Source organism: Candidatus Enterococcus avicola, assembly GCF_047470845.1.
GTDB lineage: Bacteria > Bacillota > Bacilli > Lactobacillales > Enterococcaceae > Enterococcus_D > Enterococcus_D casseliflavus.
Genome location: NZ_JBLGTY010000012.1, coordinates 25,900 through 40,861, shown reverse-complemented (window position 1 = coordinate 40,861; position 14,962 = coordinate 25,900). Strand labels below are relative to the sequence as shown.

The following is a 14,962-nucleotide window of genomic DNA, read 5'->3' as shown; positions in this document are numbered from 1 at the left end:
GAAATGAACATCAATGTACAAGAAAAGAAAAAGTTTCTTAATTGGTTAGTTTCGACCGTTTCCTTCAGCCGCCGAGAAGTCTCTTGGGTGTTAAACTATCTGGCGAACCATGAAGCGATCTTGACCAATGTTCATTTTGTAGAAGGGGCAGCCGCAGCCAAACGGGGCTTGAGTGTCCGCAGTACAGAAATTGGGGGCGAACCGTTTGTCTTGAGCATCGAAGGGCAGACCTTTTATGACATTGATCAGATTTTTCATGAGATTCGCATGAATTGGAAACAACCCTTGTATCTTGAATGTCTCTTCCCAGATTCTTGGTCGCAATCCTTTTATTTAGCAGTTTTAGAAGACAATCCTTATGAACGTTGGAACGACCACTTGGATCAAGAAATGACCCAACATGTTACCCAGTATCTTGAAAAAGAAGAAACAAAAACCAAAATCGATACCTTGTATCGGCAAATCGATCTAGCCTTGGAAAATGGGGATCGTGATGCCTTCTTAGAACTTTCGGATGAAGTAAATCGACACTTGCTCCAGCAAAAAGAAGAAAGCCGGTAACAAGCAAAAAGCAGCCCTTTAACCGGGGCTGCTTTTTTCAGTCTCTATTTTGTTTTAGAAACAGCGGTTTTGCGCTGTAAGAACCGCGACTTAGGTCTTAAGTAGGTAAAGCCTTCACCTTCGACTTCATGGACATTAATGACAGAAACAAACGCTTGCGGATCAAAGTCATGAACGATGCGCTTGACTTCAGAAATCTCCCGCCCGCTGACCACCATATAAATGATTTGTTTCGACACTCTTGAGTAAGCCCCTTCGCCCTGTAAAAACGTGACGCCTCGTTCTAATTCATCCATTAAAACAGGAGCCATCTCTTCGCTGTGATTGCTGATCACTAAGATCCCTTTGGCTGAATAGCCGCCATCTAGGATCGAATCGATCACGCGCGTGAAGACATAAGAAAAAATCAAGGTATACATCATGCGGTTCAAATCTATATAAGTCAAAGAAAGCAACAGGACGAACACATCAAAGATCAAAAGCGAACGACCGATCGTCACTCCAAAGTTTTTCTCTAAAATACGTGCCAATACATCGACTCCGCCAGTCGTTCCCCCGACCTTGTAGACGATCCCACTACCGATCCCTGCAATCAAACCAGCCAAGAGCGCAACGATCAGCAGATCGTGCTGCAGATCGATCAACAGGGGAACACTCTGCCAAAATGCCAACCAAAAAGACAAACCAAAAGTTCCTAAAATCGTATACACTAATGAGCGTCGACCAAGAATTTTGCCACCGATCAAAATGATCGGAATATTTAAGATCAGTGTACTGATGGCAGGATTGATTCCCCATAAGGCTCGCAGGATCAAGGTGATCCCCGTCACACCGCCTTCTGCTAAGTCATTTGGGATATTTAGATAGACTAGACCGAAGCCATAGATACTTGTACCAAAAATAATCAAAACAATATCGCGAATCGTTCGCCATGAAAAAAATGCCCGCATCCTGTTTCCTCCGTTATTCAACTTCCACAAGTATCAATGTAGCACGAAATCATTGAATGCACAACAAATCCTGAAGGGGGCTCTATCTAGGCAGGCAGCCATTCTTTTGGTAAGATAAACGAGAAAGGGTGGAGAAAATGACAGAAAAACGTTCTTTGGCATCGATGCAAGAAGAAGTCGATGCGTATATTCAGCAATTCAAAACTGGCTATTTCAGCCCCCTCGCCCAAATGGCTCGTTTGACCGAAGAAGTCGGCGAATTGGCGCGAGAAGTGAATCACTATTACGGGGAAAAAAATAAAAAAAGCGATGAAGTTGAAAAAACAGTGGCAGAAGAACTCGGTGATGTACTCTTTGTGACGATGATCATGGCCAATTCACTAGACATCGACCTGACTGAAGTGTTTGAGGAAAATATGGCAAAATTCAATCAGCGGGATGCGTATCGTTTTGAAAGAAAAGATGGGAAAGTAAATGAAACTGACTAAACTACCAAAAGAATTTGCAGAAGCTGCACCGCTTTTAAAAAAAATCGAAGCCGCAGGCTATGAAGCATACTTTGTCGGTGGCAGCGTGCGAGACACGATCTTAGGCCAGCCGATTCATGATGTCGATATTGCTACCAGTGCATTTCCAGCCGAAATCAAGGCGCTTTTTCCTCGAACCATTGACATTGGCATCGAGCATGGGACGGTGTTGGTTTTGTGGGAGCAGGCGCAGTATGAGATCACTACGTTTCGAACGGAAGCAGCCTATCAAGATTACCGCAGACCCGACAAAGTGGATTTTGTCCGTTCCCTGAAAGAAGATCTAAAACGGCGGGACTTTACCATCAATGCGTTGGCACTTCAAGAAGATGGTGTCATCATTGATCTTTTCGATGGTCTGGCAGATATCGATAATCAGATTTTACGAGCAGTGGGTCACCCCCAGGAACGTTTCCATGAGGACGCCCTACGAATGATGCGGGGGCTGCGTTTTGTCAGTCAATTGGGCTTTGTTTTAGAAACAGAAACATTGGCTGCTATCCATGCGAATCATGCCTTGTTGGGAAAAATCTCTGTTGAACGGATCATGATTGAATTCGTGAAATTGCTGTTAGGCAATCATCGGAACCAAGCACTACGGGCGCTAGTAGAAACCGAATGCTATATCTATTGCCCAGGCTTGCGGGAATACGGTGAGGCGTTACTGCGGATGGCAGACCTGCCAGCGATCCCATTAGAAAACGAAACGGCGGCCTGGGTTTTGCTCATTGACCAAATGGGTTTAGCGCCAGAGGCAGTCCGCAGCTTTTTAAAAGCTTGGAAATGTTCCAATGACTGCATCCGCCAAGTACACACGGCTTATCAAGCACTGCTCGCGCGTCGAAACGGCGAATGGAATGACCTAGTGTTGTATCAGTTCGGTCTAGAAGCAACCTGTTTAGCCGAAGGATTATTGCGTTATGACAATCAGCCCAACGATCCAGCAAAAATCAGTCAGCGCTATCAGCAGCTGCCGATCCATTCACTGAAGGAGTTGGCGATCAATGGACGTGATTTACTGCAAACGATCGATCGTTCTTCTGGTCCGTGGCTCAAAGAAGTCTTGACCGCTGCCGAAGCTGCAGTCATCACACGAAAAATCCCTAATGAAAAAGAAGCACTATTAGCGTTTGTCCAAGCGTATTTAGCAAAGGAGGGATAACTGAAGAATGGAAAGCAAAAAAGAATTTATCGTGGGACAGCAAGACACTGCGGCTGTTTTGGGTTCTGGAGGATTAGACGTTTTAGCAACCCCGCGATTGGTAGCAATGGTGGAAAACACCTGTTGGGAAGCCCTTGAGCCTACTTTAGATAAAGGGTTTACTACCGTCGGTACAAAGTTTTCGATCAATCATTTGAAGCCTTCACCAGTTGGAGCGACAATCACAGTTCTTGTGCAGTGGGAAAAAGAACAGGGGCTCCAATTTCATTATCAGGTAATAGACGCGAAACAACAGATCATTGCCAATGGGACGCATCAACGAGCAGCAGTGGAAATCTCTCGGTTCATGAAAAAAGTCAACGAAAAACAAAGTTAATTTGTGTCCCGATGGCGACTATGTGTTAGAATTAAAGTGTATTACTAATAAAAAGGAGCGTTTTGTCATGGCTAGAGAAATGAAAGCTTTAAAATTTTATTTCCGTAATGGAGAAACATGGACGATTGAGCGCCGTTACATCGGTGACTTGTGGATCAAACAAATCACGACCAGTTTTGGCCGCATCCACGGAAGCGAATTTGTTGAGATTCATCCATGTGCTGGGTTCAAAATTGAAATCTTCCAAGAAGGCGATCATGTGGCAACGCATGACATCAACTTAGGTGGGCTTGAATTAGGGATGTTTGCCCGTGCGTTGAAATATGAAGATATCGAACGGATGGAAATTCTTTACCGTAACGGTACACCGGATCTTGTGTATTTCCCATATAAGGACAAAGATACGGAAGGATTGGATAACGTATACCAATCAACAAAAATCAGTGAGAAAACGAAGAGCCTTTATATCGTGATCGACCCGAACCAGACAGTCGATGATGTTTATAAAGAACATTTCGAAGAATAAGAAAAACGCAGAACCAGCTGGTTCTGCGTTTTTTTTTAGAATGATTCTTGGAACATATCCGTATACTTTTTTAATAAAAGATAATCTTCGGCATATTCATCTTTTAAAACGATCGTATCGCCAAAGAAACTCTTACGCGCATGTTGGATGATACGATGCTGAATATCTTTTTCTAAAAGGTAATCGATCTCAGACTGTTTCAGGTTTTGTGCAGCAGTCGCCCGATTCTTTTCTAAATATTGCAGCAAATCGTACTCAAGGTGTCCCGCACCGTTGATGACTCGTTTGTATTCGATTTTGTCAATTTTCATCTGCTCACACTCCTTGCTATTAAAGTACCTTAGAAAAGAACAAAGGGGGAGGTGGGCGAATCGAAATTACATAAATCTTTAAAAAATGGACCGTTTGTTAATGTTATCTTAAGATTTGTCAGCAAAAAGGAAAGAAAAACGAATCAAGTGCCAGTATTTTTCGAACCATCAGCAAACGGTTCTTTTTCCTTTTGCTGATGGACGGGTCCTATATTAGCGATCCCATCTAGACCACCGGCATGTCCGCCGACTAATTTGCTGCGAGCAATGGCGCGAGCGCCTTCCATTCGGCTTGTGGCATGAACGATCGAAGTGAAGCCATATTTCTCACGAATCTTATCGATGATCAAATCTAATTTACGCTGGCGCAACTGCGCTTCTGCTTGCTCAAAAAGATCCAGCTGGACATTTTCTGTATAAACCAATTTTGAATAGGTAATACCAATGTGGCGAACGACTTGCCCCGTATAAAATTTTCGAAAGAGAAACAGGCAATGAGCCACAAGTTTGCGGGTATTGTCAGTTGGCGGGATCTTCATTTGTCGGGAAAAACCAGAGGCAGTTTCACCAAAGGCTACGCCGATGTAAACATTGATACAAGCGGTCTGACAATGATGACGGCGAATCCGAGCGGCAACTTGCTCCGCCATTTCCTTGATGACGATCTCGATTTCTTCTTGTAAATAATAATTGCGATGTAAGACTTGGCTATTGCCGTAGCTTTTTTCCATCACTTGTGGTGTCGGTTCAGATAAAATCGTACGATCAATGCCATGGGCGTGATGATAGAGCTGCTCGCCAATGATCCCCATGCGACTGCGTAAAAGATCAGGACTGGCGTGAGCCAGTTGCTCGATCGTTTCAATCCCCATCAAGTGAAGTCGCTTTTCTGTACGCCGTCCGATCCCCCAGAACTCTGTCATAGGGGCGATCTGCCAAACTTTTGTCGGTACATCGTCATAGGTCCATTCAGCGATCAAGGAACGATTGTGCTTGGATTCGTTATCTAAAGCCAGTTTTGCTAACAATGGATTGTCGCCAATGCCGATGGTGACATACAATTTCGTTGTTTCGTAAATGTCTTTTTGAATTTGCTGGGCAATCAACCAACGTTTTTCTTCGCGAGAGATCGTTTTATCGGGAATGAAAAGATCCAGTGTACGGGTCAGATCCATCATCGTTTCGTCGATCGAATAGAGCAGCAAGTCGTCTTGTCCAACATATTTGCGAAAGACATTATTGACTTTGGTGTTTTCTTTGATATAAAAACTCATACGCGGCGATGCTTTGTACAAATCGGGATGTGTCGGCAGGTTGTCATTGCGAGTCACATTTGAAATCCCCAATACCGATTTTGCCTTGGGGGAAGCTGCTAAGACTAAGCCGTTACCAGTATTGTCAGAATGTGACATGACGACCAGCATCGCTTGGATAGGATCTAATCCGCGAGAGATGCATTCGACAGAAGCATAAAAACTTTTGACATCGATAAATAAGATATCGCGTTTTGGCTCGAGCGCATAATTAAAACCACCCATTTTTATCACTCCTTACCGAAATTATACGAACGTTTGTTCTTTTTTGTCAAGCGAACAGGAGCGAATGAGGGGGATTTGTTTTTTTATAGAGTAGTTATTTTTGTTTTATAATGATGGGAAACGTTGGTTTATAAGGAATACATTCATTTCAGATTAACAGAATTCGATTGGACATAAATACGGGGTTTTGTCTTTTTACCCGAAAAACGGATAAAAAAACAGCCGATCCATTGGACCGACTGTCGTAGCTTAAATCAATTTTCGGCAGGTAGGGTTGCAAACAAACTTAAGAGATTGCCGTCTATATCTTTGACAATGGCATAGCGTTGCCCCCAAAAGGCAGACCAAGGTTCTTTGAAAGACTGATACCCGGCAGCAACGACTTTTGCATGAAGGGCATCAACTTCTTCAGGAGAATCACATAAAAAGGCTAATTCAATCGTATCACCCACAGTCATTGGTGCATGTCCGTAGATCCCAGCAACCATCTGGCGGCTATTCAAGGAGATGCGAACCCCGTCGTTTGCTAATTCCATATAATCTTCTGAGTGCTGACCTAATGGCGTGAAGCCAAGTACTTGATAAAAAGCCAGTGCCTGTTCCATGTTTTTTGTGATAATACCGACCATATCTAGTTTCATTGTTTTCTTCCTTTCATGTGGGCGTTCTTTACATAACAGTCAATGCAGTTGCTAACAATGAAGATCACCTCGTTTCTGTCAGACGGTAATGGTGCAACCGTTCAGCCAACGCACCAGTATGCAATTCAAACAAATGGTTGTCATCGTCATAAAAATAAATAGAAGCACCTTCGCCTTTGATGCGGGAACGATCTTTTTCGATCTTCAATCCTAGTCCTTGGATGCGCGTAATCAAGGAATCGATTTGAGCTTGATCGATTTTAAAGGCAATATGGTTATACGTTTTCGGCAGCTTCTGGGAGGCATCCTCCATAACGGCAAGCCATAAGCCATCGATCAAAAAGAATTTTTCTGGGAAGTAAGAATGGGCCTGATCTTGACTATCATAAACTTCCTCTGCATCAAACAATATTTCCAGCATCGTTGTCGTCTTTGCTAAATTCTGTACGATCAACGTGATATGGGAAATCTCCATCGCATCAACACTCCTTTGCTATGACGAAATAGGGGAAAGAGAAACAATCAGTATCAAAAGAAGCATTATGTTAGTGATTGTTAAATACCAAGAGGAAGAGCAGAACATAAAACAGTGCATCTGTTGCGCAAGGAATAAGTTTCTTCGTGTATTTTGTCCAAAAGAAGACATTTATTAAGAAGAGGACAATCACCGTCGGTAGGCTAAAGGTCCAAGCAGGGTGTTTGATGAAAATGAAAAGCATATTTCCAATAAGAGCAAAAAGAAAAGCGCCATAAAACAGACGATAGTTACTAGGTAGATACGCAAAATTGCCAAGCATGGGTTCACCTCCTATAGGCAGTATAGCATGAAAGGGTCGATCGGAGATCAAAGTATACAGAAAAGGTGGCAACGGGAGAGAGCGGCTTCATATTGTGGTTATTGCCAAAATCATCTCGCGCATAATCGCGGGAGAGATACTGCAAAAAATTTCGGAAAATAAAGCTGCCGCTTAATCGCCCCTGAAATCTTTGTTGCTGCTCATGCGTTCTCCTGATGCTTATTCAAAAAAAGCAGCAATACATTCACTAAGTGAATTTGGCTACTGCCTGCTCTTTTTTATGATGGACAAAGAGAGACAATAAAACGATGAAAAGAATAGTTACTCGAGGTGTTCCAGGAGAAGCTTTTCTGAGCAATTTAGGCAAAGGATCGGTGCGTTTATCAGTGCTAATTCTTTTCTGGGTTTTAGTTGGTAAGCAGAAGCTTTCGGAGGAAACGGCCATTTTGTCCAAACGACTTCCCCTGTGCCGATCACTTTTTTGCAATGGTTGCAACGAAACTCTTTTTCTTCTTTGTTAAACATTTAATTTCTCCTTTTTTCTATACATTATACATTAAAATTTGTTTTTGTGACTTTACAAAGAAATGGTCTAAAAGTCCAAAGAAGAGAAGTCAAGAAGCAGCTAAAACAAAGAGCAATCAAGGAGACGATGCAATTACTATCTAAGTTTGAAAGAACAAGGGCTAATAGAAGGGGAGTTCCATTCAAAACTATCACCTCAAAGCTAGTTTTTACAAAAAAAAGAAGTTCGCAAACGCCTTGGTTATCAGCATTTGCGAACTTCTTAAATAGCATTATTTTGTTTCGCGGTGTAAAGTAACTTTTCTTTCGCGTGGGCAATATTTTTTCTTTTCCAAACGATCAGGATTGTTACGTTTGTTTTTGTTTGATAAGTAGTTGCGTTCTTTACAAGAAGTGCACTCTAATGTGATGTTTACGCGCATGATTTTCCCCCCTAACGATACAAGAATCCTCTAAGAAATCTCTCAGACTAAAATATAATAGCATGTTTCGTGAGGGAATGCTAGCTTTTTCCTGAAATTTGTTAAGTAGTTTTACTTGACGAATTTCTTGAAACGCATTAGTCCAATTTGCTCTGGATATCTTCGATCATTTTGGTGTAGGCGATCGGACCGTTGTAGAGCCAGCTTGATTCAGGGCCGAATTCCCATAAATGATTGTTTTTGACTGCATCAAGATTTTGCCAGACTTGTTCGCTGAAAAAATCAGCGCCTTTATCACTATTCACTAAAATCAAGTAATCGGCATCCAATTCTGCTAATTTTTCCAGAGAAACGGCAGACCAGTCAGCAGTGGCACTTTCACTGATTTCCGAAACCAGTGAGGGAACTTTAAAACCGAGTTCGTGATACAGCAGCTGACCGCTTGATTTTGTTTCTGAAACCATGAAGACAGAGTTATTGACCACCCATAATACAGCGATCGACTTGCCTTGGATTTGATCAGCGTACGTTTCCTTGGTAGCAGCGACTAATTCATCATAATCAGCTTCTACTTGGGCAGCTTGCTCTTCTTTGTGTAACACCTTTGCGATATCTGTCAGACGTTCCCGCCAAGTCACGTCTTCGCCATTTGTGACCACATAGGTCGGCGCGATTTTACTGTATTGATCATATTTGTCGCCTTCCACCATGGAATTGCTATCCATCAGCAACAGGTCTGGCTCAAAGCTCAAGACATCTTCAAAGGGCAGATCGTAGTTGATCCTTGGAACCTCCGCCAGTTTGTCTTGCAAGTATGCTTGATCACTGTCATTGCCGACGGTCCATTGAGCAACCGGTGTTACCCCTAAAGCGACCAAATAATCTTCCAAATAACTACCAATCACCCGCTGTGGTTTTTCGGGAACAGTGACTTCATTTCCCATCGCATCGGTAAAGGTTGTTGCTATTTCTGAAGAAGTAGTGGCTGATCCACTGCTATCCGTTGAGTCATTATTCGTGCTGCAAGCACCCAGTAGGGTAAGGGAGCAGGCAGCTAGCAGGGTAAGCCAAGTACTTCTTTTTGACCATTGTTTCATAGAAACACTTCCTCCTTTGTTACATGTTGAGCACTTATTGTTTTAATTGAGAATAGTTCTCATTTGCTGATAGCTATTATCACGAAGAAACGCTCCTTTGTCAATCTTATTTTTTTATTTCCTTTTTTTAGAACTATTGACGAATAGTAGGATTACATTCATAATTGATAAGCATTATCAATCATTTATTTTGGGGACGAATATGGCGAAATTACGAACAGTTGACTTGAGTGTCGGCTATCAAAAACAAAAAATTGTGCAAAATCTAACAATTGAGATGCCAGAAGGGAAAATCATCGGCTTGATTGGTCCGAACGGCAGTGGGAAATCGACGTTTTTAAAGGCACTTGCCCGAATTTTACAGCCATTGTCTGGTGAGGTCCTTTTAGATGCACAAAACCTGCAAAACATCAAAACCAAAGAAGTAGCGAAAAAGATTGCGCTGCTCTCACAAGTTAGCGATTCATCGATTGGCTTGACGATTCGCGAAATTGTTTCTTATGGTCGTTTTCCCTATCAAAAAGGACTAAATAGTTTATCGGAACAAGATCTTGCGGCAATCGACTGGTCCTTGCAGGCAACGGGTTTGACAGCACTAGCAGATGAAACGATCAGCACGCTGTCAGGGGGACAAAAACAGCGCGTTTGGATCGCCATGGCACTTGCGCAAGATACGGATATCGTGATTTTAGATGAACCAACGACCTTTTTAGATCCAGCGTATCAATTAGAAATTTTGCTCTTATTACAGCAAATCAATAAAACCTACGGAAAAACGATCATTATGTCGATTCATGACCTGAATCATGCCTCTCGTTTTTCTGATTATATTTATGCATTAAAAGGTGGAGAACTGTTGGTCTCTGGTACACCAGAAACAGTGCTGACCAAAGAGTGGCTGCAGCGTTTGTTTGAGATCGACGCCATGTTAGGAACCTTTCCTAATAGCACAAAGCCATTGGTCTTGACCTATGAGTTAGGAGCCCAAGCATGAAAAAGTTTTCTTGGTTGCTGCTGCTTTTTAGCGGCTGCTTTATTATCTGTTTCTTTTTGGCGATCACCCAAGGCGCTGCAGACCTTTCCTTTGAAACGATCTGGCATGCTATTTTTGCTTTTGACTATGAGAATCAGCTGCATCAAGTCTTGCGCAATATCCGATTGCCCCGTGTGTTGGCTGCTTTTCTAGTAGGAAGTTGTTTTGCTGTTACGGGAGCTATCATGCAGGGAATTACGAAAAACGCTCTGGCAGATGGCGGTCTTTTAGGTGTCAACAGTGGGGCTGCGATGGGATTAGCGATCGCATTTATCCTATTTCCTAGTATTCAACCGAGTCAAGCGGCGCTATTTTCGTTTTTGGGTGCCTTTGTGGCAACTGCGCTGCTTTTTTTACTGACTCGCTATGCCAAATTGGGTATGTCACCTACAGGTTTGATTTTGGCTGGTGTGGCACTAAGTTCTTTTTTCTCAGCCATCAGTCAGACCCTGTCACTGCAATTTGATTTAAATCAAGAGCTAGCCTTTTGGTTTATCGGTGGTGCCGCAAATGTGACTTGGCAGCAACTGCGTTTTGTGGGCCCCATCTATCTGATTGCCATCGTTTTTGTGCTACGTCTAGGAAAAGCGTTGAATCTGTTAGCGCTAGGAGATGACACCGTGATTTCATTAGGCAAGCACCCGCATCTGATTCGGGCATCTGCCTTACTGTTAGTCGTAGTTTTGGCGGGAATGGCGGTTTCGCTTGTTGGACCGGTCAGTTTTGTCGGCTTAATGGTTCCTCATGTCGTGCGGGGAATGGTGGGCAAAAACTATCAACTGATTTTGCCTTTGACGATTCTTGGAGGGGGAACACTGGTGATGGCCGCTGATCTGGCTGGCCGCCTGATCAATCCGCCCTTTGAGACACCCTTTGGGATACTGATGGCATTGATTGGTGTGCCTTTTCTATTGATCAAGATACGGAGGGAAGGCTGATGAAAAAAACACTCTCTGTTTTTTTCCTACTGCTGATGGTCGCTTTTTTAGGAAGTGTCATGGTGGGAAAAACAATTTTATCCTTTCAGGCATTAGGGGCAATCTTTCAAGGAACGGCATCTTCGAGTCAAGTACTGACTTTTACTGAGTTTCGACTACCACGGGCTTGTCTAGCGCTGATCGCTGGTGGTGCCTTTGGTTTTTCTGGGTTTGTCTTGCAAGGAGTAACGAGAAATGAGTTGGCTGATGCAAGTATCGTAGGAATCAACAATGGGGCAGGGCTCTTTGTGATGATCTACTTAGGTTTTTATACCCAAGGATCGCAGCTTTTGCCTGTCGTTGGGATCATCGGTGGTTTATTAGCTGCTGTACTGGTCTATTTGATTGCCTATAAGCACCGCCAATTGTTATCGATGGAGCGAGTACTGCTGGCGGGAATCGCCGTCAATGCAGGGCTGGCGGCGGCTACCTTACTCTTTACGGTGGAATTATCGAAAGACCGCTATCGCTTTGTAACAGCGTGGCTTTCTGGTTCGATTTGGGGAACTTCTTGGCAGCAAATCACTAGTCTGCTTCCTTGGGTCATCGTATTGTCTACCGCAGCTTTCTGGACCGTACCAAGGCTTAACTTACTTGGCTTTGGCGAGGAGCAGGCAATTAGCTTAGGGGTTTCTTTGACCCGTTTGCGGACGTGGTTTTTAGTGATCGCGGTTGGTTTGGCTGCCAGTACGGTTGGCTATACTGGTAATTTAGCCTTTGTGGGCTTATTGGCGCCTCATATCGCTAAGGGACTCATCGGCAGAGAATCTCGCAGTGCCTTTATCTTAGCGGGAATGATCGGCAGTCTGCTAGTCTTAGTCAGTGATACGATCGGTCGTTTGCTATTGACAAGCGGCGAGATCCCAGCTGGTATCATCATTTCTATCGTGGGGGCACCGTACTTTGTCTTTTTGCTGATCCGACGTAAAGAAGGATGAGCAACTAGTCATGATCTTGTCAAGAAATCTGCGATTCTAGTTTGCTATTTGGACACAGTTTTTGGTACTATTTCTGAGAGGAGTGATCCAATGGAAAAACCAGTCATTAGAGAGCACATGATCCAAACATTAAAACAAATGCCAATCAAACAAAAGCAGCAGAAAGAAACGCTGATTTTGCAGTTGCTGTTTTCTTCTCAGATTTGGCAAACAGCTGAGTCAGTAGGTGTGATCCGTTCGTTGCCATTTGAATTTGATACAGCGGCTATTTTTGCTAAAGGATTTGAACAAAACAAACGAATCGCAGTGCCGAAAGCACAACAGCAAAAATTGCAGTTTTATCATGTGGAGCCGACAACGCGTTATGAAGCGTCGGCATTTGGAGTTGAAGAGCCGATCAGTGAGCAAGAAGCCCATCACTTGGATTTGCTGATTGTTCCCGGTTTGGCGTTTTCTAAAAACGGCTATCGCATCGGCTTTGGCGGTGGCTATTATGATCGTTTCTTGTCAGCTTTCGATGGCAAGACCGTTTCTTTGGTCTTCGGAGAGCAATTCAACGATCAATGGACACCAGATGTATTCGACATCCCAATCGATAAAATCTATACGGATTCTCTTATTCGCACGTAAAGGAGCACGTCAATGAATTCTCAAATGAAAAGATGGCTGAATCAGCCGGTCTTCACGTATCTGTTTTTAGCTATCCAAACAATTGTGTTTATCTTAGGTTATTTTAGTCCCTCTATTCAATCAGGCGGGGTGATGTTTGGTCCGTTTGTCGTTTATTTAAATGAATATTGGCGTTTCGTTACCCCGATCTTTCTACATTTCGGTTTGGCTCATTTTGCGATCAATTCTGTGATTCTGTATTATATGGGGCAGCAAGTAGAAGCCATCTATGGTCATAGCCGTTTTTTTGCCTTGTATTTGCTAAGCGGCATCATGGGCAATACCATGAGTTTTGCCTTCAACCAAATAGGGGTTCAATCAGCAGGCGCTAGTACTTCTTTATTCGGACTTTTCGGGGCATTTTTGATTTTAGGTTGGCATTTTAGAAATGATTACCGCATCCAAGCAATGGTACGGCAATTTGCCCTATTCGTTGGATTGAACCTGGTTTTTGGTGTGTTTGATCAAACGATCGATATGTGGGGACACATTGGGGGGATCCTCGGTGGGTTATTACTAGGGAATCTTTTGGCATTGCCAAAGAACTACGGAAAATATTCGATCCACACCAGAATCCTCTCTGGCGTACTCTTTGTTTTCTTATTGGCTATTTTTGTGATATATGGTTTTAAAAAATATTAATTACTTGTATAATAAGCAGGAAGTGGTTAAATGGAAACGTTATATGACGTACAACAATTACTGAAACAATTTGGTGTTTACGTATATGTCGGCAAGCGGATCTACGATATAGAACTGATGCAAATCGAGCTGAAAAACTTTTATGACAGTCGCTTGATAGATCGGGATGTATATCTGACTGCCCGGCGAATTCTTACGCGGGAGCATCGAATTGAAGAAAGCCGGGAGGAAAACAAGTGATGGACAAAAAAATCATCGGAATTGATTTAGGCGGAACAACGGTGAAATTCGCTATTTTAACGAGCGAAGGCGAGATTCAGCAAAAATGGAGTATTGACACCAATATTCTTGATGAAGGCTCACATATTGTGCCAGAAATCGTGGCATCGATCAATCATCGCCTAGAATTATATGGCTTACAGCCAGAAACATTTATCGGTATTGGTATGGGGACACCAGGAAGTGTCGATCGTGACAAAGGAACCGTCATCGGTGCCTACAATCTGAACTGGAAAACACTTCAGCCAGTCAAAGAACTGATTGAAAAAGGCACAAAAATCCCCTTTGCCATCGATAACGATGCCAATGTAGCAGCTTTAGGTGAGCGCTGGAAAGGGGCAGGGGATAACAATCCTGATGTCATCTTTATCACACTAGGTACAGGTGTTGGCGGCGGTATCATCATGGAAGGGCAATTGCTTCATGGGGTTGCTGGTTGTGCTGGAGAAATCGGTCATATCACTGTTGATCCTGAAGGGTTTGAATGTACTTGCGGCAAACGTGGTTGTTTAGAAACGGTTTCTAGTGCGACGGGTGTTGTGCGAGTTGCTCGACAGTTGGCAGAAGAATATGCTGGCGATTCGGCATTGAAACAGCAGCTGGACAATGGGGAAGATGTTTCAAGTAAAGATATTTTTGAAGCGGCTCAAGCAAACGATCCATTTGGCTTGATGGTCGTTGATAAAGTGTGCTTCTACCTTGGGTTGGCATGCGGAAATTTAGGAAACACATTAAATCCATCAAGTATCGTTTTAGGTGGAGGCGTATCAGCAGCCGGTGAATTTTTACGTGAACGGGTTGCTGCCTACTTTGCTCAGTTTACCTTCCCACAGGTAACGGAAAGTACCGAAATCAAATTGGCAGAACTTGGGAATGATGCCGGTGTGATCGGGGCAGCATCATTAGCTTTGCAATTTGCAGCAAAAGCTTAGATGCCAAGCTGCTAGGCAATGATACATTCAAGCAGCATAAATCAAAAAAAGAATGATTG

At 43.2% G+C, this 14,962-nt stretch carries 21 protein-coding genes; 12 read left to right on the top strand and 9 right to left on the bottom strand.

Annotated elements, in window-relative coordinates; all coding sequences use genetic code 11:
* Positions 1–3: 3 nt before the first annotated feature.
* Positions 4–561: a YpiB family protein gene (locus ACI3E5_RS11030; protein ID WP_005229358.1), complete on the top strand. Its 558-nt coding sequence runs from the start codon at positions 4–6 to the stop codon at positions 559–561.
* A gap of 44 nt (positions 562–605) precedes the next feature.
* On the opposite strand, the gene ACI3E5_RS11025 is transcribed toward ACI3E5_RS11030, so the two are convergent.
* A complete protein-coding gene (locus ACI3E5_RS11025; protein WP_010749295.1) occupies positions 606–1,511 on the bottom strand; it encodes a YitT family protein in 906 nt (301 codons plus the stop codon).
* 137 nt (positions 1,512–1,648) lie between these two features.
* On the opposite strand from ACI3E5_RS11025, the gene ACI3E5_RS11020 reads away from it, so the two are divergent.
* The 4 genes from ACI3E5_RS11020 to ACI3E5_RS11005 all read left to right on the top strand — a co-directional run bounded on the left by ACI3E5_RS11020 (position 1,649) and on the right by ACI3E5_RS11005 (position 4,102).
* Complete coding sequence (locus ACI3E5_RS11020; protein ID WP_005231912.1) at positions 1,649–1,999, top strand: nucleotide pyrophosphohydrolase; 351 nt, start codon at positions 1,649–1,651, stop codon at positions 1,997–1,999.
* A complete protein-coding gene (locus ACI3E5_RS11015) occupies positions 1,986–3,200 on the top strand; it encodes a CCA tRNA nucleotidyltransferase (RefSeq protein ID WP_005229364.1) in 1,215 nt (404 codons plus the stop codon). Before ACI3E5_RS11020 ends, ACI3E5_RS11015 begins: the two co-directional genes overlap by 14 nt.
* Positions 3,201–3,207: 7 nt before the next feature.
* A complete protein-coding gene (locus ACI3E5_RS11010; RefSeq protein ID WP_005229366.1) occupies positions 3,208–3,576 on the top strand; it encodes a thioesterase family protein in 369 nt (122 codons plus the stop codon).
* A gap of 67 nt (positions 3,577–3,643) precedes the next feature.
* Positions 3,644–4,102, top strand: coding sequence for a hypothetical protein (locus ACI3E5_RS11005; protein ID WP_005229368.1), 459 nt, complete (start codon positions 3,644–3,646; stop codon positions 4,100–4,102).
* A gap of 35 nt (positions 4,103–4,137) precedes the next feature.
* Here ACI3E5_RS11005 and ACI3E5_RS11000 read toward each other — a convergent pair whose 3' ends face one another.
* From ACI3E5_RS11000 to ACI3E5_RS10965, 8 genes are all read right to left on the bottom strand, one after another.
* Entirely contained in the window at positions 4,138–4,413 is a 276-nt protein-coding gene (locus ACI3E5_RS11000) for a hypothetical protein (RefSeq protein WP_005229370.1), read from the bottom strand.
* A gap of 143 nt (positions 4,414–4,556) precedes the next feature.
* Positions 4,557–5,951: a Y-family DNA polymerase gene (locus ACI3E5_RS10995; protein ID WP_015510066.1), complete on the bottom strand. Its 1,395-nt coding sequence runs from the start codon at positions 5,949–5,951 to the stop codon at positions 4,557–4,559.
* A 254-nt stretch (positions 5,952–6,205) separates the two neighbouring features.
* Complete coding sequence (locus tag ACI3E5_RS10990) at positions 6,206–6,592, bottom strand: VOC family protein (protein WP_086338038.1); 387 nt, start codon at positions 6,590–6,592, stop codon at positions 6,206–6,208.
* A 64-nt stretch (positions 6,593–6,656) separates the two neighbouring features.
* The gene (gene fosX / locus ACI3E5_RS10985; RefSeq protein ID WP_213356730.1) at positions 6,657–7,067 is read right to left on the bottom strand and encodes a FosX/FosE/FosI family fosfomycin resistance hydrolase; all 411 of its coding nucleotides are present in this window, start codon (positions 7,065–7,067) and stop codon (positions 6,657–6,659) included.
* A gap of 70 nt (positions 7,068–7,137) precedes the next feature.
* Positions 7,138–7,389 carry a hypothetical protein gene (locus tag ACI3E5_RS10980; RefSeq protein WP_213356729.1) on the bottom strand — a complete coding sequence of 84 codons (252 nt, stop codon included), beginning with the start codon at positions 7,387–7,389 and terminating at the stop codon, positions 7,138–7,140.
* Between the two features lie 321 nt (positions 7,390–7,710).
* On the bottom strand, positions 7,711–7,914 hold the full coding sequence (locus ACI3E5_RS10975) for a hypothetical protein (RefSeq protein WP_325845616.1): 204 nt from the start codon (positions 7,912–7,914) through the stop codon (positions 7,711–7,713).
* Between the two features lie 272 nt (positions 7,915–8,186).
* A complete protein-coding gene (gene rpmG / locus ACI3E5_RS10970) occupies positions 8,187–8,336 on the bottom strand; it encodes a 50S ribosomal protein L33 (protein ID WP_005229384.1) in 150 nt (49 codons plus the stop codon).
* A gap of 137 nt (positions 8,337–8,473) precedes the next feature.
* The gene (locus ACI3E5_RS10965) at positions 8,474–9,433 is read right to left on the bottom strand and encodes an ABC transporter substrate-binding protein (protein WP_325845617.1); all 960 of its coding nucleotides are present in this window, start codon (positions 9,431–9,433) and stop codon (positions 8,474–8,476) included.
* 202 nt (positions 9,434–9,635) lie between these two features.
* Here ACI3E5_RS10965 and ACI3E5_RS10960 point away from each other — a divergent pair, with 202 nt between their 5' ends.
* The 7 genes from ACI3E5_RS10960 to ACI3E5_RS10930 all read left to right on the top strand — a co-directional run bounded on the left by ACI3E5_RS10960 (position 9,636) and on the right by ACI3E5_RS10930 (position 14,903).
* On the top strand, positions 9,636–10,427 hold the full coding sequence (locus ACI3E5_RS10960) for an ABC transporter ATP-binding protein (protein WP_498821689.1): 792 nt from the start codon (positions 9,636–9,638) through the stop codon (positions 10,425–10,427).
* Positions 10,424–11,404 (top strand): FecCD family ABC transporter permease, encoded by a 981-nt coding sequence (locus ACI3E5_RS10955; RefSeq protein WP_159160898.1) that lies wholly within the window; start codon positions 10,424–10,426, stop codon positions 11,402–11,404. The genes ACI3E5_RS10960 and ACI3E5_RS10955 overlap by 4 nt, the downstream gene beginning before the upstream one ends.
* Positions 11,404–12,381, top strand: coding sequence for a FecCD family ABC transporter permease (locus ACI3E5_RS10950; protein ID WP_325845620.1), 978 nt, complete (start codon positions 11,404–11,406; stop codon positions 12,379–12,381). Before ACI3E5_RS10955 ends, ACI3E5_RS10950 begins: the two co-directional genes overlap by 1 nt.
* Positions 12,382–12,471: 90 nt before the next feature.
* Entirely contained in the window at positions 12,472–13,011 is a 540-nt protein-coding gene (locus ACI3E5_RS10945; RefSeq protein WP_325845622.1) for a 5-formyltetrahydrofolate cyclo-ligase, read from the top strand.
* A gap of 12 nt (positions 13,012–13,023) precedes the next feature.
* Positions 13,024–13,692 carry a rhomboid family intramembrane serine protease gene (locus tag ACI3E5_RS10940; protein WP_005229393.1) on the top strand — a complete coding sequence of 223 codons (669 nt, stop codon included), beginning with the start codon at positions 13,024–13,026 and terminating at the stop codon, positions 13,690–13,692.
* Positions 13,693–13,722: 30 nt separating this feature from the next.
* Entirely contained in the window at positions 13,723–13,932 is a 210-nt protein-coding gene (locus ACI3E5_RS10935) for a YqgQ family protein (RefSeq protein WP_005229394.1), read from the top strand.
* On the top strand, positions 13,932–14,903 hold the full coding sequence (locus tag ACI3E5_RS10930) for an ROK family glucokinase (RefSeq protein WP_325845627.1): 972 nt from the start codon (positions 13,932–13,934) through the stop codon (positions 14,901–14,903). Before ACI3E5_RS10935 ends, ACI3E5_RS10930 begins: the two co-directional genes overlap by 1 nt.
* Positions 14,904–14,962 lie beyond the last annotated feature (59 nt).